22 protein-coding genes are annotated in these 19,782 nt (G+C 42.7%); 9 read left to right on the top strand and 13 right to left on the bottom strand.

The annotated features are described in order from the left end of the window. The first annotated feature begins 3 nt into the window (after positions 1–3). From KA717_37555 to KA717_37570, 4 genes are all read left to right on the top strand, one after another. Positions 4–792, top strand: coding sequence for a glycosyltransferase family 2 protein (locus tag KA717_37555; protein ID UXE61055.1), 789 nt, complete (start codon positions 4–6; stop codon positions 790–792). A 5-nt stretch (positions 793–797) separates the two neighbouring features. Continuing rightward, positions 798–1,805, top strand: coding sequence for a UDP-glucose 4-epimerase GalE (galE, locus tag KA717_37560; GenBank protein ID UXE61056.1), 1,008 nt, complete (start codon positions 798–800; stop codon positions 1,803–1,805). 76 nt (positions 1,806–1,881) lie between these two features. After that, complete coding sequence (locus KA717_37565; GenBank protein UXE61057.1) at positions 1,882–2,427, top strand: WcaF family extracellular polysaccharide biosynthesis acetyltransferase; 546 nt, start codon at positions 1,882–1,884, stop codon at positions 2,425–2,427. A 305-nt stretch (positions 2,428–2,732) separates the two neighbouring features. Then, entirely contained in the window at positions 2,733–4,067 is a 1,335-nt protein-coding gene (locus KA717_37570) for a glycosyltransferase family 4 protein (GenBank protein UXE61058.1), read from the top strand. Between the two features lie 114 nt (positions 4,068–4,181). Here KA717_37570 and KA717_37575 read toward each other — a convergent pair whose 3' ends face one another. The 5 genes from KA717_37575 to KA717_37595 form a co-directional block, all read right to left on the bottom strand. After that, the gene (locus KA717_37575; protein UXE61059.1) at positions 4,182–4,898 is read right to left on the bottom strand and encodes an HAD family phosphatase; all 717 of its coding nucleotides are present in this window, start codon (positions 4,896–4,898) and stop codon (positions 4,182–4,184) included. A gap of 3 nt (positions 4,899–4,901) precedes the next feature. Continuing rightward, complete coding sequence (locus KA717_37580; protein ID UXE61060.1) at positions 4,902–5,375, bottom strand: aspartate 1-decarboxylase; 474 nt, start codon at positions 5,373–5,375, stop codon at positions 4,902–4,904. A 309-nt stretch (positions 5,376–5,684) separates the two neighbouring features. After that, on the bottom strand, positions 5,685–5,978 hold the full coding sequence (minE, locus tag KA717_37585) for a cell division topological specificity factor MinE (GenBank protein UXE64905.1): 294 nt from the start codon (positions 5,976–5,978) through the stop codon (positions 5,685–5,687). A 76-nt stretch (positions 5,979–6,054) separates the two neighbouring features. Next, entirely contained in the window at positions 6,055–6,855 is an 801-nt protein-coding gene (minD, locus tag KA717_37590) for a septum site-determining protein MinD (GenBank protein ID UXE61061.1), read from the bottom strand. Between the two features lie 75 nt (positions 6,856–6,930). Beyond that, positions 6,931–7,656: a septum site-determining protein MinC gene (locus KA717_37595; protein ID UXE61062.1), complete on the bottom strand. Its 726-nt coding sequence runs from the start codon at positions 7,654–7,656 to the stop codon at positions 6,931–6,933. Between the two features lie 280 nt (positions 7,657–7,936). On the opposite strand from KA717_37595, the gene KA717_37600 reads away from it, so the two are divergent. Further along, on the top strand, positions 7,937–8,515 hold the full coding sequence (locus KA717_37600) for a hypothetical protein (GenBank protein ID UXE61063.1): 579 nt from the start codon (positions 7,937–7,939) through the stop codon (positions 8,513–8,515). 36 nt (positions 8,516–8,551) lie between these two features. Here the strand turns inward: KA717_37600 and KA717_37605 are convergent, their stop codons facing one another. After that, positions 8,552–9,883, bottom strand: a complete 1,332-nt coding sequence (locus KA717_37605) for a four-carbon acid sugar kinase family protein (protein ID UXE61064.1) — start codon at positions 9,881–9,883, stop codon at positions 8,552–8,554. Between the two features lie 89 nt (positions 9,884–9,972). Further along, positions 9,973–10,623, bottom strand: coding sequence for a Uma2 family endonuclease (locus KA717_37610; protein UXE61065.1), 651 nt, complete (start codon positions 10,621–10,623; stop codon positions 9,973–9,975). A gap of 139 nt (positions 10,624–10,762) precedes the next feature. Between KA717_37610 and KA717_37615 the strand changes: the two genes are divergently transcribed. Next, positions 10,763–12,922, top strand: coding sequence for a cation:proton antiporter (locus KA717_37615; GenBank protein UXE61066.1), 2,160 nt, complete (start codon positions 10,763–10,765; stop codon positions 12,920–12,922). Positions 12,923–12,952: 30 nt separating this feature from the next. After that, positions 12,953–13,477, top strand: coding sequence for a hypothetical protein (locus KA717_37620; GenBank protein UXE61067.1), 525 nt, complete (start codon positions 12,953–12,955; stop codon positions 13,475–13,477). A gap of 201 nt (positions 13,478–13,678) precedes the next feature. Here the strand turns inward: KA717_37620 and KA717_37625 are convergent, their stop codons facing one another. Then, a complete protein-coding gene (locus KA717_37625) occupies positions 13,679–14,176 on the bottom strand; it encodes a DUF427 domain-containing protein (protein ID UXE64906.1) in 498 nt (165 codons plus the stop codon). Between the two features lie 116 nt (positions 14,177–14,292). On the opposite strand from KA717_37625, the gene KA717_37630 reads away from it, so the two are divergent. Further along, on the top strand, positions 14,293–15,336 hold the full coding sequence (locus tag KA717_37630; GenBank protein ID UXE61068.1) for a tetratricopeptide repeat protein: 1,044 nt from the start codon (positions 14,293–14,295) through the stop codon (positions 15,334–15,336). A 107-nt stretch (positions 15,337–15,443) separates the two neighbouring features. Here KA717_37630 and KA717_37635 read toward each other — a convergent pair whose 3' ends face one another. Both KA717_37635 and KA717_37640 read right to left on the bottom strand, forming a co-directional pair. Next, positions 15,444–15,794 (bottom strand): antibiotic biosynthesis monooxygenase, encoded by a 351-nt coding sequence (locus KA717_37635; GenBank protein UXE61069.1) that lies wholly within the window; start codon positions 15,792–15,794, stop codon positions 15,444–15,446. A gap of 317 nt (positions 15,795–16,111) precedes the next feature. After that, positions 16,112–16,480 (bottom strand): YccF domain-containing protein, encoded by a 369-nt coding sequence (locus tag KA717_37640; protein UXE61070.1) that lies wholly within the window; start codon positions 16,478–16,480, stop codon positions 16,112–16,114. A 149-nt stretch (positions 16,481–16,629) separates the two neighbouring features. Here KA717_37640 and KA717_37645 point away from each other — a divergent pair, with 149 nt between their 5' ends. After that, positions 16,630–17,148: a bifunctional nuclease family protein gene (locus KA717_37645; protein ID UXE61071.1), complete on the top strand. Its 519-nt coding sequence runs from the start codon at positions 16,630–16,632 to the stop codon at positions 17,146–17,148. A gap of 5 nt (positions 17,149–17,153) precedes the next feature. Here KA717_37645 and rsgA read toward each other — a convergent pair whose 3' ends face one another. The 3 genes from rsgA to dnaJ are packed head-to-tail and all read right to left on the bottom strand — an operon-like array spanning position 17,154 to position 19,632. Beyond that, positions 17,154–18,233 (bottom strand): small ribosomal subunit biogenesis GTPase RsgA, encoded by a 1,080-nt coding sequence (rsgA, locus tag KA717_37650; GenBank protein ID UXE61072.1) that lies wholly within the window; start codon positions 18,231–18,233, stop codon positions 17,154–17,156. 29 nt (positions 18,234–18,262) lie between these two features. Continuing rightward, positions 18,263–18,505 (bottom strand): sulfurtransferase TusA family protein, encoded by a 243-nt coding sequence (locus tag KA717_37655; protein UXE61073.1) that lies wholly within the window; start codon positions 18,503–18,505, stop codon positions 18,263–18,265. Continuing rightward, the gene (dnaJ, locus tag KA717_37660; protein ID UXE61074.1) at positions 18,502–19,632 is read right to left on the bottom strand and encodes a molecular chaperone DnaJ; all 1,131 of its coding nucleotides are present in this window, start codon (positions 19,630–19,632) and stop codon (positions 18,502–18,504) included. Before dnaJ ends, KA717_37655 begins: the two co-directional genes overlap by 4 nt. Between the last annotated feature and the right edge of the window lie 150 nt (positions 19,633–19,782).

Here is a 19,782-nt window from a genome sequence, read left to right on the forward strand (position 1 = left end):
AAAATGAATCTCAATCAAATCACTCCCTTAATATTAACTTACAATGAAGCACCAAATATTCAACGAACATTAAAAAATTTGACGTGGGCAAAACAAATTGTTGTTATTGATAGTTTTAGTACTGACAAAACCATAGAAATCCTAAAAAACTTTAAGCAAGTTAGCATATTTCAAAGACAGTTTGACTCCCATGCTAGCCAGTGGAATTATGGATTAAATCAAATCAAGTCTGATTGGGTTCTTTCCCTTGATGCAGATTATGTAATAACAACTACTCTTATTAATGAGATTGAATCTCTAGCTCCAATAAATAATACGGATGGATATTTTATTCCTTTTAAATACTGTATTTTTGGCAAACCACTTCGAGCAACAATTCTCCCTCCTAGACTAGCTTTATTTAGACAAAAAAATGCCAAATATATTGATGATGGACATACCCAACTACTAAAAATTACGGGTTCCTCATCCAGTTTATCTTGTCACATTTATCATGACGATCGCAAACCATTAAGTCGCTGGCTTTGGGCCCAAGATCGTTACATGATCCTAGAGACCCAAAAGTTACTAAACACACCTAATTCAGAACTAAGTATTGGTGATAAAATTAGAAAATTCAAAATTCTCTCTCCTTTTGTTGTGTTTTTGTACTGCCTGCTTCTGAGAAAAGGTATTTTGGATGGATGGGAAGGCTGGTACTATGCGATGCAACGTATGTTAGCGGAAACTTTACTCGTTATTCATTTGATAGAAGCTGAAAAGCTTAGCGATAAACCTCAACCTTTGGAGTGATTTTTGTGGCTAATCTAAAACAAAGTCCTTATATTTTGGTAACTGGTGGAGCTGGTTATATTGGTTCCCATACTGTTTTAGCTCTGAAAGAAAAGGGTTATTCTGTCATTGTTTTAGATAATTTAATTTATGGACACCAAGACTTAGTAAATAATGTTCTGGCGGTTCCTTTCATACAAGGTGACATTAGCGATCGCGCTTTACTGGATAACCTTTTCGCTACCTATAACATTAATGCCGTTATCCATTTTGCAGCCTATGCCTATGTAGGTGAATCGGTTGAAGATCCTAGCAAATATTATAGAAATAATGTGGTGGGTACATTAACGCTCCTCGAAGCTATGTTAGCCGCAAATATCAAAAAATTTGTTTTCTCCTCTACCTGCGCTACCTATGGGGTTCCAACGGTTTTACCCATCCCGGAAACCCATGCTCAAAACCCCATTAATCCCTATGGGTCAAGTAAGTTAATGGTGGAGGGAATGCTTCAGGCTTTTGATAAAGCCTATGATTTAAAGTCAGTTATTTTTCGTTACTTTAATGCGGCTGGAGCCGATCCAAATGGTCGCTTAGGCGAAGATCATCAGCCCGAAACCCATTTAATTCCCCTCACTTTGCTCACTGCTTTAGGGCAACGCTCAACCATTAATATCTATGGAACCGATTATGCCACTCCTGATGGAACTTGCATTCGAGACTATATTCATGTTCATGATTTAGCGATCGCTCACATATTGGGATTAGAATATTTACTAAATAACGAAGAAAGTGAAATTTTTAATCTCGGTAATGGCAATGGTTTTTCTGTGAAGGAAGTGATTGAAACGGCTCGTCAAATTACTCAAAAACCGATTACAGCCATTGAATCACCTCGACGAGAAGGCGATCCCCCTGTTTTAGTAGGCAGTGGTGAAAAAGCCCGAAAATATTTGGGATGGCAACCGCAATATACTAGCCTAAGCGACATTATTTCCCCTGCTTGGCAATGGCACCAAATTCGGCACTCATTCTAATGGTATTAAAACTATAGTTTGTTTTAAATTTTTATTGTTTTACCCTATTTTTACAACGATTTCCTAACCCTCTAAAATGTACCTTGATAACTATAGGACAGATGACTATCATCCCGGTGCTTCTAATTTCAAACAAATACTTTGGTTTTTTATTGGCGATTTTTTAGTTCAAACGCCACTTATTCCTCTGGCCCGGTTTAAAGTTTTTATTCTGCGCTTATTTGGTGCACAAATCGGTCAAGGAGTAAATATTAAGCCCCAGGTCAAAATTAAATTTCCTTGGCGTTTAATCATCAAGGACTATGTTTGGTTAGGAGAAAAATGTTGGATTGATAACTTAGCTCCCGTCACCATTGAAAGTCATGTCTGTATTTCCCAGGCAGTCTATCTCTGTACTGGCAATCATGATTGGAGCGATCGCAATTTTAAATTAATAACCAAAGAAATTTATATAGAAGAAGGTAGCTGGATTGGAGCCTCTGCCATTATCGCTCCCGGAGTCAGAGTCGGCAAAGGAGCAGTTCTCACCTTGGGTTCGGTGGCTGTCAACACATTAACCCCGATGACAATTTATACTGGTAATCCTGCTCAACCAGTAAAAATACGCAAGCTCATCCAGTAGTGCGTTGCAACTACTTTGCGGAGATTCTGATGAAATCCCTATCATTTCCTTGATAATTCAGTATAATCACGGATGATGTTTACTAGCATGAGACCGTATTATGCTTTAATTAACGTTTATTAAAGTTTGGATCTTAAAAATCTTAATGGATAGCTGCTTTTAAGTATCCGTAAATTCTCTTTTACAAAAACATTAAGTAGCACCTCTAAAGTACCTAATTGACTAAATCAAGAAATATAGCCTTGATCTGATTTTAGTCCTATTTAAATAGAGACAAAGTAATGATACACAAAAAGTTCGCTGGGATGCCTCCTTACCTATCAAGTGATATTACCTGTTTTGGTGGTGGTGATTCAAGTGATAGTCGGATAAAAATCAATGAGGTGGAATGTTTGAGAAAAAATCTGTTTAATTTATCTATCATAACCGAGTTTTTCCCGCCTGACTATGCTGCAACTGGACAATTGATCGAGGAATTAGCAACACAATTAGAGCAGCAAAATATAAAAATAGAGGTTTTTACAGGTCAACCCAACTACGCTTTTTCAATCTCTCAGGCTGAAGCTTTAGAACAGCGTGGTAATATGCGGGTTCAGCGATCGCGCTCTACTCAAGTTTGGTCTAGACGAATTCGCGGTAAAACCTTGAATGGCGTTCTTTTTACCGTGCGAGCTTTTTTACACATCATTAAAAATATTCGTCGCCACGATTTGTTTCTCTTGACATCTGCTCCCCCCTTTCTTCAAATTGCGGGCTATCTTGCCAATCGACTTTGTTTTGGCAAAGTTTCCTATCTTTGCTTAATCTATGATCTCTATCCAGATATTGCCGTTAATTTAGGCGTAGTTGCTGAAGATCATTGGATCGTGAAGATTTGGCAATCTATCAATCGTCAAATTTGGAAGCAAGCCAAAGGAATCATTGTACTCAGTGCAGGGATGAAAGAACGAGTATCATCTCTCTGTCCAGAAGTTGCTGATAAGATCTCTGTCATTCATAGCTGGAGCGATCCTGAAGCAATTGTTCCTATGGAGAAAAAGGATAATTGGTTTGCCCAAAAGCATGATCTGGCCAGTAAATTTACGGTTCTCTATTCAGGAAATATGGGACGATGCCATGATCTAGGTACGATTATGGAGACTGCCAAACAACTACAATCTGAGCCTATCCAATTTGTTTTTATTGGTGGTGGACCCAAACTAGATAGTGTGGTGGAAACTGTTAACCAATGGCAACTTACCAATTGTCTTTTCTTGCCTTATCAAGATAAAGAAGTGTTGCCTTATTCTTTAACAGCCTGTGATCTCTCTTTAGTCAGTGTCGATGTCGGACTAGATAGTTTAGTTGCTCCGAGTAAACTTTATTCTGCATTGGCAGCAGGAAGACCTGTTGCTGTTATTTGTTCAGAACAATCCTATTTACGACAGTTAATTGCCAAGGGAAAATGTGGTATCAGCGTTAACAATGGAGATAGTCAAGGTCTGACAGACTTTATCCGTTGGCTTGCTCACAATCCAGAATCCGCAGCGGAAATGGAGCAAGCTTCCCGTCACTATTTGGAGTCCTGTTTTACGCCTAAAATTATTGCAGAAGAATATCTTCAGGTTCTGATAAAATCTCTCGACCGGGACAAGAACTAACTAGCCCAAGGTGGGTATCTAAAAATGATGACTCATCTTCTTTCTGGTTTAATTATGGTAATTCCTACCATTATGGAATTGACAATTAACTTTCTGGTCATCAGGTGACAGCCCTTAGAGGCAAGGGACTTTGGGACGAGCTAGAACAACTATAATTCGGTCTAAATCTAATTCGGATAAATGATCAATGGCCCAGTTAGCCTGTCGCTGCATAAAGTGATAAGGATAGGTATGGGCAACCCCAACAACCGACATTCCAGCTTGTTTGGCGACTTGAATACCCACGGGTGTATCCTCTATCGCTAAACATTGTGATGGTTCTAACTGTAATGTCGAGTCTGAGCGATTCAGTTGCTCAAGGGCGAATAGATAACCATCAGGTTGGGGTTTGCTGGTTGCGATATCATCTCCGGCAACGATGACAGAGAAATAGGTTTGCAGTTCTGCTTTTTCAAGAATATTGATGACCTCAGAACGAATCGCTCCGGTCACTAAACCGATCGCTAGACGATAAAGTTGAATCTGATCCAGAAGTTTCCTAATCCCTGGATAGAGAGGAAGGATATCTAATGTTTCGATTTTGGCTCGGTAGAGTTGTGCTTTTTTCTGAATTAAGCGGGTCAGATAGTCTTCGGTCATGGTTCGCCCCCGATAGCTTAACAATTCCCGCAAACAGACGCGATCGCTTTTTCCTAAGCAAAATTGGTAGTATTCTACGGTAGAAATGGGACGTAAATTTTCCCCAACAATGAGGTCGTTAGTAATCTCTCGATGAATCGATTCATCATTAATCACAACCCCGTTAAAGTCAAATAATATGGCCTTTAGCATCTTTTAACATAACGACAATTGCGATCGAGAATAGGTTTCTGGCAATAGATTGAGCAGATCGGTTGGCTCATTGTGAAATGTAACACTATCACCGTTGGGAATCAGGGTTTGTCGATAAAATTCTTGGGTCTGGTTCTCGGCATCAGCAACCATAACTTTCGCTTGATGTCCCTGAAGAAGCACTTCTCGGCGATCGCGGGCTTCATAGGCATAAATAATCAGCAAATCGCCAGGCTGACAAAGCAGTGCTGCGCCACCATTGGGGCAAATTTCTCGACTGCCTGAAGTCCCCGGAATAGCGTAGGTCGAAAAACGATGACCATTATTGAGATTAATAATATCGACTTCTTCTAGCGGTAAAATACCAACCATTTCCAATAATTCGGGATCGATAGAAATGCTACCGACATAATTAAGATTGGCTTCTGTGACTCGCACCCGATGGAGTTTAGCGTGCATTAGTCTAATTGTTCCCATTTAATTGTCCTGTTGACTAGCTGGGGGTAACTGAAGGATTGCAGTGATTGTACAAAGCTAATACTACTTTAGCATTTAAAAAAAAACTGTAAAATATTTTATCAAGTCGGCGCAAATTTCAGTGTTAAATTTCCCTAATGACTCAACACACCCCCTAATTTTTAAAATATCTATTTCGTTGATCAAAATGACAAAATACCTATTCAAACCGATAATCATCGTACAGATCGAAAAACATGGCGGAACTTAGAGCCTTCCTTGACTCCTTGATAGATGGTAGAACGTGAAACTTGACAATAAAATGCAGCCCTAATTCTCTGTGGGGGTAGAGGCCAGGCGACTACGGCGCACCCGTCGAACTGGCAAATTCGCAATGAGAGCCGTCATCCGTTGATCGCTTTCTAAAGATAATTCCATCTCCTCAGAATCAATTTCAACATAGCGACTAACTACTTCTAAAATATCTTGGCGCATCGCCTCTAACATCTCTGGACTGAGACCAGAACGATCATTGGCAATCACGAGTTTAAGCCGTCGCCTGGCCTGTTCTCCACTTTTATTTGTACTGCGCCCAAACAAACGTTCAAGCAAATCTAAAATCATTTTCAACTCCCATTGACTTTACAATTTAGTCGGATAAATTCTTGATAATTCTTTACTCTGTTGTAGTTGACCGTGCTTAGGGGCCGAATAGACGACGACGAATTCGCATCAAGAGATTATCATGGGCTGCCATAAAATCTAAGAAAGGAATATCTTGACCCTCCAAACGTCTGGCAATATTCTGAAACGCTAAACCAGGAACCGACAGTTTTTCTTCTAAAACTAAAGGCTCTCCTTTATTGGTAGAAATAATAATCTTTTGATCATCAGGGATAACGCCTAATAAGGGAATGGCTAGGAGTTCTAATATATCCTCAACACTAATCATTTGGTTAAGTTGAACCATTTCCGGTCGCAGACGATTAATAACCAGACTAATTCGTTCTATACTTTCGGCTTCTAGTAGACCAATGACGCGATCCGCATCCCGAACCGCAGACATTTCTGGGGTTGTGACAATAATCGCTTCCTTGGCGGGAGTAACGGCATTACGAAACCCCATCTCAATACCGGCCGGACAGTCAATAATAATGTAATCAAACTTTTTGGCTAATTGATCGACGAGTTGCTGCATTTGCTCTGGGCTGATAGCATCCTTGGAGCGATTTTGGGCAGCCGGTAATAAAACGAGGTTGGGTAGTCGTTTATCTTTAACTAAGGCTTTATCAATAGAACAGTCCCCAGAAAGGACATCGATCGCGGTATAGACAATCCGTTGTTCTAACCCTAGGAGTAAATCTAAGTTACGAAGACCGAAATCCGCATCTACTAAAGCGACTTTTTTCCCTAAACGGGCCAGCGCAGAGCCTAAATTAGCCGTAGTGGTGGTTTTACCCACACCGCCTTTGCCTGAAGTTACAACAATAATCCGATTCATAGCTGGGTCGTCTGTCTTGGGGTGATGGTTCGCAAAAGGTTAACAATAAAATTTAGAGGAGACTGGCTTTTGATTTTACTTGATCTTTTTGAATTTACGGGCAGAAGTTAGCCGAATGCCATCAGGAGTAATATAGGCCACTTCGGGTTCGTTTTGATCAGCCGCTTCGCTAGAAACCCTGGCAACTAAGTCAGCAATACGGATTTGGCTGGCTGCCAGCTTAAGAATCATGACGATCGCATTTTGATCGCCCTTAACGCCTGCATGGACAGTTCCGCGTAAGGTTCCCCAGATCAGGATGTCTCCCTCTGCAATAATCTCGCCGCCTGGATTGAGATCGCCCACCAATAACACATCTCCTGGATGCTCAATCACAACCCCAGAACGGATCGTATTTTTCAGGACTAGGGGTTTGGCCAAGGCACGAGGGTTGGGCTGAAGTAAAGTCGGCGATCGCGAAATTTGCTCAACAGAATAGCCAATACTGGCGGCCGCGACAGCAGTTTGACGACGGCTGGTTTTCACCCATTGCAATTCCAAGTTAATCTCTGTTAGTAGGGCGGCGATCGCCTGTAATTGCCGAACATCTAATAAACGATCCTGAACCGATAAATAAACTGAACTACCACTGGGCCAACGATCAGCCTGTAATTTTAGATAAACTTGAAGAGATTGTTCTAACTGAGTCCAATCACGACTCAGATCCGGTTGGTTGGAAAACGGCAGGGTTAGCCATAACTGATCACCTTCTGGTTGAAGTTGAATGGATAAACTAGATGGAAGAGGAAGATCGGCAGTCATCTAAATCACTCAGAAGTTCAGGAAATTTTAAAATTTTAGATTATTACATTATCACCCTTCTGTATTCTCCCCTCAGGTTTAGGTTTATGGCAGTCACCATAATGCTTCGGATGATACCAAGGGGTAATCCTCTTGGCTGAAGTTTTTCGATGTCATCAAGAATCTGTCTGTTGTTATAAATTTTTATTTCAAAATAAGATCTACTAATACTGATATAGTAATATGGCACTATTTTAGACAAATCTTTAGTACTAGTGAACTTATTAAGCACATGGATTTGATGAATATCCTGCACTGGATACTACTTGTAATGACTTCGGGCACCGCTTTGCTCTGTTATCTCTGCTGCCACAGGATGACCCGACTTCCTAGTAATGAGAGAAGTCGCCAACCCCAACAGCTCTGGTGGGCTACCTTTGCCGTCTTAGCTTTATTAAGCTTAGAGATTGTATCTAGTCTTTATCCCAGAGAAAAAATCTTCTTCTTTGATTTGTTTTTCGGAACTAGTCTTTTATCAGATCCCCAGATTAATATTATTGCTTTGCTCAAGGAGACAATCACTACCCTGGCAACCTTTATATTGCTTGTCGCTCTTTTAATCCAGAAAAAAAGCCATAAATTATTACCGATGTACATCGGCTTTTTCTTTTTACTAACACAGATTGCTTTAGATGCAATGATTACGCGATCGCTGCATCTAAAAATAGTTATTCCCTCGTTAATCAGTTTCATTCCGTTGCTTTTACAACTATTAGGAATCAGCTTTATTGCTTTCAGCACTATCAAACAATATCGCTATTTACTAACTCGAAAAGTAAGGCATAAACGACGAAGAACAACAGAGGATGCTGAACCATGAAAACAATAATTATGAACTAAAGATCAATTTCTCGGTTTAATTTTTCTTAGGATTTTGGGAATTTAAACGACGATAAACTATCGCTAAACCCTGAGTATCGCCCACATTACCAGGAAAAAGTACAACTGGTAAATTGGGAAAGCGAGGATGATCAACATCTGTTCTTACCATTGAACAGCCCGGTAATATTTGCCCTAGCAGTCGTGCCGATCGCAGCCTTAAACCTGTACTTAAAACATCATTAGAAGTAATTCCCCCTTTACTAATCAAAAACCCAATATCTTCAGGTAAGTTCTGGACAATATCCATCAGCAAAGAGGAAACTGCCCCCCCAAAATCAAGCCGTTGTTGTACTGTATCGAAGGTCAATTCTTGACGACTGGTATAAACTACCGGCGTGTTCTGATCCCGATGAATCCCTTGGATTTTTTCTAAGGTTGATTGTAATAACAACTGACGCTGCTCTGGAAAATCCCGCAAAAAGCTCACATCAATTTCAACTCCCACAACCCCTGCTTCTTTGAGTAAATTTTCTAACTGTTCTGTGGTTTTCTTGACGTGAGAACCAACAATGATCACGCCCGCTTGCTGGGTAGGCTTATATTGAGCCATAGCTTCAGCGGCCAATGGTTGAGTTCCTAACTGGGCTAAAGAGGTCAAAATACTGGCGGCACTGCGAAATAAAAAGCGTTTTCCCTGATCGGCGGCGTTTAAAATCGCCTGGGCAAATTGATCTAAATCTGCTTGTTTTTCCCCATCGACCACAACACAAGTATTATTCTGTAAATTTTGTAAACGCGCTAAACAGCCTTGTCGAATATCGGGCAGCAGAAAACGTTCTACCTGGGACGCTTTAATGTTCCCCTGGGTTTTTTCTTCCACATAATCAGGTAAATAGCTATAGTGATAGCCAAAAACGGAATCTTGAGCAAATTCTGTCTCATGAACGGGGGTTTCTTGTCCATTGACCATTAAATAATGCACACTATCCCTGGTAATTCTGCCCCCTTCAAAAAAAGCCGGAATTAAAAAATGAGCATCAAAGGGGCCTAAGATGGCGGCGATCGCGTCTGTTTCCAGGGGATAGTGGCCGCGCAATGTTGAATCTGAGCGACTAACAATGAGAAAATCCTGAATCTTTTCCGCCGCTAGAGCCAATTGTAAATTTTGGCAAACTTCACGGGTGACTTGTGTGGCTTTTTCTGAGGTTAATGCCCTGGTATTGGTGAGAATAAAAAAAATGGGAGCCTGATCCCTCAATCCTAAACGCAAGGTGTCCACATCCCACTGCATGAGCAACAAACAGCTATGAACCGTTTGTGAGCCAGTCGGATCATCATCAAGGACAATAATTTTAGGAGTCGTCATCGGATTAATTCAAGAAGTGGAAAGGAATAGACAGAAAACGGTTGACTTTTATTATTTCATGCTTTGCTGGCCCATCAAATCTGCTACCTTTAAAATCCCTGGGGGTCAATGCCCATCTCCTGTAACTTTTGGGCTAATCGTAATGCACTTTCCTCGGCTGTCGGGACTAGTTTGCCCTGGGGGGTAAAAAAGCGCAGTTGTCCATTCTCCAGTCCTAGAAATAATTGTAATTGCTGGCTCCATAAACAACCTTGCTCATTGGCTTCTAGTGCCTGATACTGTCCACCCACAAGCTGAAAGCCTTGAAATTCAAAGCTATTAGGGTCAAACCAGAAATAGTCAGGAGTCCGAAAAATATCTTGATAAATTTGTTTCTTTAAACCCCGATCTGTCTCAGCCGTACTGTCAGAGAGAATTTCGATAATCACATGGGGATACTGTCCCCCCTCTTGCCAGACCACCCAACTCTGACGGGGTTTGCGCTCTGTTCCCAAGACCACGAAAAAATCTGGCCCACGAAAAAATTCCGACTTACGTTGTTGAGGACTGTAATAAATCGTTAAGTTCCCCGCCGCAAAAAAATCGGAGCGATCGCGCCACCACCATTCTAGGCACTTAAGCAGTAGGATCATTTGCTGAAGATGAAGATAGGTTTCCATCGGTGGTTCATAACTGAGCAAATCTCCAGGCGGAAAGACAATTTTCTCAGGCAGTCTAGGGATTTCTAGCGCAATAGACATAACGATTATCTCCGCTAGGATGACGGTTATACAAGACAATGTATCGATTCTAACCCAGCTAGTTTGAGGTCTGGAAGATTTAAGCTATAGTCGAGTATCAGTTCTTTTCGGCCCCTATTGATTGCTTAAGGAAAGCTCAATGATGCACCTTGAACCCGTTGTTCTCGTTTTAATACAGATTCTGGTCGTGATTGGACTTTCTCGCTTAATGGGAACGGCCTGTCGCAAAATCCAGCAACCTTTGGTCATTGGAGAAATCATTGCCGGCATTTTACTGGGGCCATCGCTTCTGGGGTTAGTTTTGCCGGATGTGAAGGCTTGGCTTTTTCCCATTGAAACTTTACCTTATCTGAACATATTATCTCAAATTGGCTTAATTTTCTTTATGTTTCTGATTGGGCTAGAACTCAATCCGAAGTATTTAAGCGGTCAATTGAATGTAGCCATTTTGACTTCCCATGTCAGTATTGTTGTGCCTTTTTCTTTGGGCAGCATTTTAGCCTTATTACTCTATCCTTTAGTCTCTAATGCCGATGTCTCATTCACGGCTTTTGCCCTCTTTTTAGGGGCAGCTATGTCAATTACGGCTTTTCCGGTTTTAGCCCGCATTATTACCGAAAATAATTTACAAGGAACAAAATTAGGAACCCTGGCTTTAACCTGTGCCGCAGTGGATGATGTAACGGCTTGGTGTATTTTGGCTTTGGCGATCGCGGTGGCTAGAACGGGAACAATTACCGGAGCCTTTCCCACCATCATTTTAGCAATCCTTTACATTGCTTTTATGGTGACATTGGGGCGTAAATTTCTACAAAGATTACTAATTCACTATAAGCGAACGGGAAGGTTAAGCCAGTTAACCCTAGCCGGAATTTACATGGGCATTGTGATCTCTGCCCTCATTACAGAACTGATTGGCATTCACTTTATTTTTGGAGCCTTTCTGTTAGGGGCTGTGATGCCCAAAAATGCGGGACTGGTTAAAGAATTGGCTGAGAAAACGGAAGACTTTGTTTTAATCTTTCTCTTGCCTATCTTTTTTGCGTTCAGTGGTCTAAGAACCGAAATAGGATTACTGAATCGTCCTGAATTATGGTTACTCTGTGGAGCCGTTTTAGCGGTGGCCATTTCAGGAAAATATATTGGCACTTATGTCGCCGCCAGGGTTTCCGGCATTAATAATCGAGATGCTTCAGCTTTGGGATGGTTGATGAATACTCGTGGTTTGACTGAGTTAATTGTGCTGAATATTGGTCTGAGTTTAGGGGTGATTACGCCGTTGCTTTTTACGATGTTAGTGATTATGGCCCTGGTCACGACTTTTATGACTTCTCCCCTGTTGGAATGGACTTATCCAAAAGATAAAATTCGTCTTGATATTGTCGAACAGGAAACCCCTGATTTGGAATTGGATCAGGATAAACCCAATTATCGGATTTTAGTGCCAGTGGCCAATCCCCTCACCCAAAAAGGATTACTCAAATTAGCCGTCACGATCGCCGGCAAGCAACCTTCCATTGTTCACGCACTGTGTTTGATTGAATTGCAGGAAGACTATCAATTTCAAAGTACGCCCGATGAAGCCAATCGTTTAATTAAAAAAAGACGGGAGGGATTGGAAGAATTAATTGCCACCCTAGAACCCCCAGAAATTCGCCAAAATATCTATCCCATTGTCACCGTCGCGAGTGATGTGGCCAAGGAAACTGCCCAAATTGCGATCGCCGACCATGCCGATTTAATTATTGTGGGTTGGCATCGTTCTGGTTTTATTGATAATCGCTTAGGGGGAAGAGTAGGCAAAATTCTCAATAGCGCACCCGTTGATGTCGCCGTATTTGTCGATAAGCGCAAGGTGAAATTAGAATCTTTGTTAGTAGCCTATGCCGATAATATTCACGATGATCTAGGCTTTTCTTTGGCACTGCGTATGTTATTTCAGGATCCAAATTGTCAATTAGAAGTCCTCAGATTTAATAATGCCAATCAAAATAATGACGAAGAGGCCAGTTACGAATTTCGGAGAATGTTGGAATTATTGCCTGCCATTGTTCGCGATCGCATTTATATTACCCAAGTCGAAGGTACTGAACCGATTCAAGCCGTCATTGAAGCCTCTAAAAATGCCGATTTAACCATTGCGGGAACGAGTCGCACCTGGGGTATTGAAAAGCAAACTTTGGGACGCTATACCGACGAATTAGCTCAGGCTTGTCATTCCTCGTTGCTGATTACGCGACGCTATTCCCGTGTGATTAGTCATATTGCCTCTTTTATCGATGACGTAGCTGTTCGTTAAAACTCATTTGACAAAAATAATCCAAAATTAATGAATCACTTTAGCCCCAAATCCCTCGCCTTTTATGGGACGATGATCGGCTCTGTTCTCGTCTTGTTTAATATTGTTAGTGCCTACGGCGAAGCTAATCTCAAAGCCCCACCGAAAGTCTCTGGTAATTATCAACTAACCAGTTCTGATCTACCGGACTGTCTGCGTTCTGAGAATCTGACCCTGGCGATCGAGCAGTCTGGCCGTTATATCGCCGGAGAATTAAGTCTTCGTCCTCAAACCATCGCCACGCCCGAAAACATCTCCCCTGGGGTTGAATCATCTTCTGAAAAGAAAGGAACAAAAGAAAACATCGTCTTGAGTGGTTTGATGCTATCCCAACCTTTCACCTTATCAGGCAAAACAACCCTTTTAGGCCCTTGTTCAATCGCGGACTCCCCCAAGGAGATTCATCTCCAGCTTCAATTTCAGGACAAAAATCTTTCTGGTCAACTGCACTGGTCTGAGCTTGCCATCAATTTCACGGCTCAAAAACTGGAACCCACCAACGGAGTCTCCAAATAATGACTTGCCCCTCAAGGGGGTGTGCCAATTTTTTAAGTGTCACAATTTCCCGTTTTTTTCCCAAAAGCCCAGTTAATATCTACTTGTGTGTGAGGAGTAAGAGTAATAAGGAAAAGTAGAGAGGGTCGAAACACGGCAAGACTCCTTTAAGCTTTTCCTTTTTTGCTGTCAATTTTTCAATTATCTGCATATTAAAGCTGTTTACCAGCCCCAAGTGCCGCTTGCTCCTTTAAAGGGGCCAACAATATCAGCCGTAATCCATCCCCCATAAAAATCCCCTGGCTGGGCTGTGACTTTCTCGCCATCCACAAGACAAGCATCCATACGGCTCGGATAAAAAGCTACATAATCCTTTAAAACAGCAAAATAGGCATTGGGTTCAGGATAATACCAGGCGGCCTGTTCTACCCTTTTATTGCCTACTTGAATACGGTAATAGTGAGCCATCCCTTTCCATTCGCAATAGGATTGCTGAGATATGGGGCTAAGATACTGCATGGCAATATCAGCAGGCGGGATGTAATAGGCGGGAGGATGACTGGTTTCCAAAACTCTTTGGGTCTGTTGGCTATCCACAATCATGATTTCGTTAAACCAGATCTGTATGCGTTTGGGGCTGGCTTCTACTTTGGGCGGACGAGGATAGTCCCATACGGATTCTTGGCCTGGGAGCGGTTTAATCGGTTGAGGAGAAAACATAAGCATTAAAAATGGAGATGTATTTCAGTGAGTCAATCGGGCGAGAAGGGACTAAGGATACTAAAATAAAGGCAAAATGAGCATAGTCGCTCTAACAGTTGAAGTCAAGATTTAGAATGCAGAAATTCTTTAAACGCATTTGGCGATGGTTCCAGCAAGTTTTAGGTAAATTCTTGGGAGGCTCCAAGTTGACGGCTGCCTATGGCGGTAACAAATTAGCTACGTCTTCAGAAATCGTTCCTTTAACCGATACGGATTATGAATTTCTTTTTAGTCAGTTATTGGAAGGCATCGCTCACGGTTGGCATGAGGGGCGAATTTTAAAGTTCTTTGAACAATTGGGCGATCGCGGTAAGACCAAGCTCTGGGTCAACTGGTTAGATCGATTTGGTGAAAAGGTTTTAGCCTCTCCCTCTCCTAACTTGATTTTGGCGGCTCGCATGATGCGTTTAGGGGAATTGGCCCAGTCCTTTCCTAAAATTGAACCCATTGGTCATCAATCCCATTTGATTGCGCGACAACTTTATGCGAGACAGGCTCCTCAAGGGGAGGAAATTTGGGAATATGGCGGCCCCGATCTGGAGATTGCCGGTAATTTTGCCCCAGAACTACCGCCTAATGGCCAACAGGAAACCTATACCCTAGAAGAACTTGCCACCCAATTAGAAACTGATCCTGAATTAACCGCCCATTTAGCCAATGAGTTGGGTCTGGATAATCCGAGTCCCCAGAAAATTATGGAAGCTCTGATGGCCCAGTTTAATATTGCCCAGGACGAATTGGCGAATCAACACTTACCAGAAGATGCCGATGGCTGGTTATCTAGAGGGTTACAACAGGCTAATTTAGGGGATTTAGAAGGGGCGATCGCGAGTTGGGATCAGGCCGTGGCTTTAGATCCGCAGTTGTCCCAGGCTTGGCATAATCGAGGTAGTGCACTAGGAAATTTAGGGCGATTGGAAGAAGCCTTAGCCAGTTTCGGTCAGGCTGTCACCCTTAACCCCCAGGATTATCAGGCTCTATTTAACTTAGGTTCTGTTTTAGAAGTTTTAGGACAAAATGAAGAGGCGATCGCCAGCTATCAAAAGGCACTAGAAATCGAACCGACCTTTGAACTAGCAATCACCCGCTTAAACCATCTCCAATCCTCACCAGGCTAGACAAAAATCATGATGGCGTACCCTTGAATGACACCGTTGTCCTGAAAATTTTGTCCTAAGGGGCCTAGTCCCCTTGCCTTTGCCTTTTGGATCAAGAACCGCTTTATTTAGGGCGTAACGGCCTCTGCTACCCTAAAACCGTCAATTTCACTACAAACTTCATAAAAATCAGTGATGGGAGGCTTGGCAAACAGAGGATTCATTTGCTCCAGGATGGCTTGGTAAATTTCAGTTTGGTTGGCTTCCATATCCTCGATATTTTCCCAAATAATGACGGCAATCCCCTCATCGGAATTAGGTTTTTGCAACAAAAAAGATCCCTGAAACCCCTTTGAATAGGTAGAGACGGCTTTTTCGTAGAGGCGTTGGGCTTCTGCAAACCGTCCGGGTTTAAATTCCCCAATCGCCACGTAAGCGTATTTATGTTTTAGACAATGCTCAATAAAGTCAGCAGACATCTATAAAACTCCTGAACGAGTCCTGAAAGATTAATGAGTGGCCAGATCCATCAAAAACACTCTACCTGTAAATAATTCGTTGATAGATTATCCTGTGAAACGGTACGATAGGGCTTTCGAGCTCGCGTCAGATGTAATCAACGAAAATTTTACAGCAAGGATACCTTCTAAGATACTGGAGTTTTTTGCTATCTGAGATTAATTATTTTGAAGTGCAGAGTGTAGCACGGGCTTACTGGCAAAGAATTCGATCAACGTTATCCCTTAATAATTTTGATTATGATTATGATTCAAGTTAAACTGACGACAGCTTAGCATTAGCGCAATTCTCGACCAAAGGGAAAAAGAGCGAGGGGAATGAGCTTAAAGTGTTGGATGGCAAAAGGAATACCAATAATGGTGACAGCCAGAATTAAGCCCGATGTTAAATGGGTCAGAGCAATTCCCCAGCCAATCACCACAATCCAAATCAGATTTAAAATCAGGTTGATCAAACTGCCTGCCTCTGGTGTTGGTACAATTTCTCGCCCAAAGGGGGTCATGGTTGCTACTCCTAACTTGATCGCTTGTTGACCAAAGGGAATACCAATAATAGTAATACAAACGAGCATACCACCCAGAATATAGCCAATTCCTGCCAAAAATCCGCCAAACACTAACCAAATAATGTTTCCCAGTAAACTCATAATGCTCTAATCCTCAATATCTATGGGAGTTCTTCTCGCCTATAATCATAATGTTAGTTGTCTGGGGCGATAACGAAATGCCCTTAATTTTCTAGAATAGAAAGAGCGACCGTTGTACCGCTTCCGTTTAAATCCAGAGGACCAGGCGAATGATTGAAATGAGAGTGGCTGGAATTGCCCTTGATGCGGTTACTCGTAGTCCCATTGTTCTATTAAAGGATGGTTCTGATCGCCGGGCCCTGCCGATTTATATTGGCCAAGACCAGGCTAGAGCCATTATTGGGGTCTTAGAAAACCAGAGACCGCCCCGTCCTCTGACCCATGATTTAATCGTCACCCTTTTGGAAACCTGGGATGTCTCCCTTGACCGCATTATTATCCATTCGCTACAGGATAATACTTTCTACGCCGTTCTTTGTTTGTATCAAGGTGAAGTAAAAAAAGAAATTGATTGCCGTCCTAGTGATGCGATCGCGATCGCGTTGCGGATGAATACCCCCATTTGGGTGATGGAAGAAGTGGTAGCCGATGCCTCCATTCCGGTGGATAGAGATGCCGATGAAGAAGAACGTCAAGCTTTTCGAGATTTTGTCTCCAATTTACGTCCAGAGGATTTAATTAAGCAGGCTCGCTTTGGCACTGATATTGGGACAGATGGCGGCAGTTAGATTTTCTATGGTAGGTCTGTTTCTTCTGTCGGTAATTCAGATAATTCTTTGAGAGTCTGTTGTTCGTAAAATTCGTGCAGATTTTGATGATTTAAGCGGCGGGAATGACGACGATATTTTTTAGTGGCTAATTTCGGCTCGTAGGATTCCAGACCAGAGGCATTCATTTTTAATTTCAGATTACTTTCTTGATCAGGTCTGTGATGAAGCTGAAGTTCCTGTTGTTGGCTCTCTTCTAAAAATTTTAAATAGTGTTCGTAGCGTTCCCAATGGCCCCGCACATGACAGCCTGGTTCCTCTCGATGTAAACAGTCTTGAAATTGGCAAGCATTAGCGGCGATCGCTGTTTTGACTTCTGGAAAATAGCGAATTAAATCTCTAGCCGTCACCAATAAATCCGGTTGATTAAAGCCAGGGGTATCTGCCAATAACCCTCCCTGGGGTAATTCAAAAAGCTGAACATGGCGAGTGGTATGACGACCTTTTTGCAGTTTGCCAGAAACGGTTTTGACCCGTTGACTTTCTCCAGGAATTAAATGATTGATGAGACTAGACTTGCCGACTCCCGATGGCCCGGCCATGAGCGTAATCTTGTTGGCTAATGTTTGCTGGAGTTGGTCTAACCCTTGATTTTGAACAACGCTAATAAAAATAGGGGCATATCCCCAGGCTTCCAAACGCGATCGCCATTGCTGAAGCTCCTGTTCCGTCACTAAATCCTGTTTATTCAAACATAATCCCAGGGAAAGTTCTGTGGATTCTGCCTTGACCAAGAAACGACTTAATTGCCAAACTTCGAGAGGCGGTTCTGCCAAAGAGAAAACTAAAAGAATTTGTTCGGCATTGGCCACTGGTGGACGGGGAAATTCGGTTTTACGGGGTTGAACTTCCGCGATCGCACCCTGAAGGGTGGTTAAATCCACCTCCTCAACCCCCACTCGATCACCGACCATAATCGTCTGGCCAATTTTCTTTAACCGCGATCGTCGAGTGCAGAGTAAAGGAGTCTGGAGCAGTTGATCCAAACGCACCACATAATAATTGGCTTGGACAGCAATTACCGTTCCCTGAATGAGCGGTATCACAAACTCACAGCCCTGGGAAAATGATCATTTTAATGCTCCTGCCCTAACCGAATAGACAACTTGAAAAAGTTATCCATCTCTTCCAGGGTTTGATCGTCATAACCGGCGATCGCCAAACTATGAGGAACTTGCTCAATGGGTTCGCCGCTATCTAACCAAACCTCAAGGATTTGACCCTGGGACATTTGGGACAATTTCAACTTGGTTCGCACAAAATTAATGGGACAAGGAGTACCGCGCAAATCAAGCAGAATGGGTTCAGGCTGACTCATTTATGGAATAGTCCCCCTAAAAATCCTTCCAGCCCCCCTTTACCATGACTGTCTCCCTTAATTGTGGCCAACCGCTCCAGTAGTTCCCGTTCTTCGGAATTAAGACGAGTGGGAATCTGAATCTTAATGGTAATCAGATGATCGCCGCGCAAAGTCGCATTGCCTAACTTCGGTACACCGCGATCCTCAATGGTTAACACCGTATTCGGTTGAGTACCCGCCGGAATCACTAACTCATCCTGTCCATCAACGGTATCAACCATCAGACGACAGCCCAGAATCGCTTGTAAATAACTAATTCCCAGTTCAGAACGAATGTTAATCCCTTCACGGATAAACTCTCTATCAGGCTCTACCACGAGATAAACGTACAGATCGCCCGCCGGGCCACCCTTCACCCCAGCATCTCCTTCTCTGGAAACCCGCAGACGAGTGCCATCATCTACACCAGGGGGAATGGTAATCTTTAACTTTTTGGTTTCCTGTTTTCGACCCGCCCCCCCACAAACTTCGCATTTTTCCTCAATGACTTCTCCGGCTCCATTACAAGTCGGACAGGCTGATACCTGGGCAAAGCTGCCAAACGGCGTGCGAGTGGCCCTTCTCACTTGTCCGGCTCCATTACAAGTACTACAACTACGGGAGCCTGTCCCCGGTTTAGCACCTGAGCCTTGACAGCCTTGACAAACTTCTAGGTGGGGAATGCGGATTTCTTTTTCGCCGCCGAAAATAGCATCACGGAAGGATAATTTTAGATCCAGACGTAGATCTTCTCCCCTAGCGGGGCCACCTCTTCTGCGTCCAGGCTGAGCTGCTCCTCCCATACCGCCAAAGCCACCAAAAATGGTTTCAAAGATATCGGCAAAGCCGCCCATATCTCCATACTCAAAACCACTGGCTCCACCGCCACTAACTCCGGCTTCTCCAAAACGATCATAGCGATCGCGGATTTCCGGCTCTGAGAGAACTTCGTAGGCGCGATTAATTTCTTTAAAATGCTCTTCTGCCCCTGGTTCTTTATTTACGTCAGGATGATACTTCCGAGCTAAACGACGGTAGGCACGCTTAATGTCTTCTTTGTTGGCATCCCTCGCAACTCCGAGGATTTCGTAGTAGTCCCCTGGCATAAGGTTCTGATTAACTCTCTGTATCGGTTTAGATAGACTTAATGTTTACTGTAGCAAACTCTCGGCAAAACATCATCGTTAATTAGGGTAATCAGTCTGGAGGCTTAGCAATACAGATGCCTGTATTCAGCTTGGGGCTAAGGAGCGATC

The sequence above is a fragment of the Woronichinia naegeliana WA131 genome (assembly GCA_025370055.1).
Taxonomy (GTDB): domain Bacteria; phylum Cyanobacteriota; class Cyanobacteriia; order Cyanobacteriales; family Microcystaceae; genus Woronichinia; species Woronichinia naegeliana.

Excerpts from the sequence above, each read along its gene's own strand:
- KA717_37555 (UXE61055.1), top strand. The coding sequence starts at position 4 with ATGAATCTCAATCAAATCACTCCCTTAATATTAACTTACAATGAAGCA.
- KA717_37565 (UXE61057.1), top strand. The coding sequence starts at position 1,882 with ATGTACCTTGATAACTATAGGACAGATGACTATCATCCCGGTGCTTCT.
- KA717_37570 (UXE61058.1), top strand. The coding sequence starts at position 2,733 with ATGCCTCCTTACCTATCAAGTGATATTACCTGTTTTGGTGGTGGTGAT.
- KA717_37575 (UXE61059.1), bottom strand. The coding sequence starts at position 4,898 with ATGCTAAAGGCCATATTATTTGACTTTAACGGGGTTGTGATTAATGAT.
- KA717_37580 (UXE61060.1), bottom strand. The coding sequence starts at position 5,375 with ATGGGAACAATTAGACTAATGCACGCTAAACTCCATCGGGTGCGAGTC.
- minE (UXE64905.1), bottom strand. The coding sequence starts at position 5,978 with ATGATTTTAGATTTGCTTGAACGTTTGTTTGGGCGCAGTACAAATAAA.
- minD (UXE61061.1), bottom strand. The coding sequence starts at position 6,855 with ATGAATCGGATTATTGTTGTAACTTCAGGCAAAGGCGGTGTGGGTAAA.
- KA717_37595 (UXE61062.1), bottom strand. The coding sequence starts at position 7,656 with ATGACTGCCGATCTTCCTCTTCCATCTAGTTTATCCATTCAACTTCAA.
- KA717_37600 (UXE61063.1), top strand. The coding sequence starts at position 7,937 with ATGAATATCCTGCACTGGATACTACTTGTAATGACTTCGGGCACCGCT.
- KA717_37605 (UXE61064.1), bottom strand. The coding sequence starts at position 9,883 with ATGACGACTCCTAAAATTATTGTCCTTGATGATGATCCGACTGGCTCA.
- KA717_37610 (UXE61065.1), bottom strand. The coding sequence starts at position 10,623 with ATGTCTATTGCGCTAGAAATCCCTAGACTGCCTGAGAAAATTGTCTTT.
- KA717_37615 (UXE61066.1), top strand. The coding sequence starts at position 10,763 with ATGATGCACCTTGAACCCGTTGTTCTCGTTTTAATACAGATTCTGGTC.
- KA717_37620 (UXE61067.1), top strand. The coding sequence starts at position 12,953 with ATGAATCACTTTAGCCCCAAATCCCTCGCCTTTTATGGGACGATGATC.
- KA717_37625 (UXE64906.1), bottom strand. The coding sequence starts at position 14,176 with ATGTTTTCTCCTCAACCGATTAAACCGCTCCCAGGCCAAGAATCCGTA.
- KA717_37630 (UXE61068.1), top strand. The coding sequence starts at position 14,293 with ATGCAGAAATTCTTTAAACGCATTTGGCGATGGTTCCAGCAAGTTTTA.
- KA717_37635 (UXE61069.1), bottom strand. The coding sequence starts at position 15,794 with ATGTCTGCTGACTTTATTGAGCATTGTCTAAAACATAAATACGCTTAC.
- KA717_37640 (UXE61070.1), bottom strand. The coding sequence starts at position 16,480 with ATGAGTTTACTGGGAAACATTATTTGGTTAGTGTTTGGCGGATTTTTG.
- KA717_37645 (UXE61071.1), top strand. The coding sequence starts at position 16,630 with ATGATTGAAATGAGAGTGGCTGGAATTGCCCTTGATGCGGTTACTCGT.
- KA717_37655 (UXE61073.1), bottom strand. The coding sequence starts at position 18,505 with ATGAGTCAGCCTGAACCCATTCTGCTTGATTTGCGCGGTACTCCTTGT.
- dnaJ (UXE61074.1), bottom strand. The coding sequence starts at position 19,632 with ATGCCAGGGGACTACTACGAAATCCTCGGAGTTGCGAGGGATGCCAAC.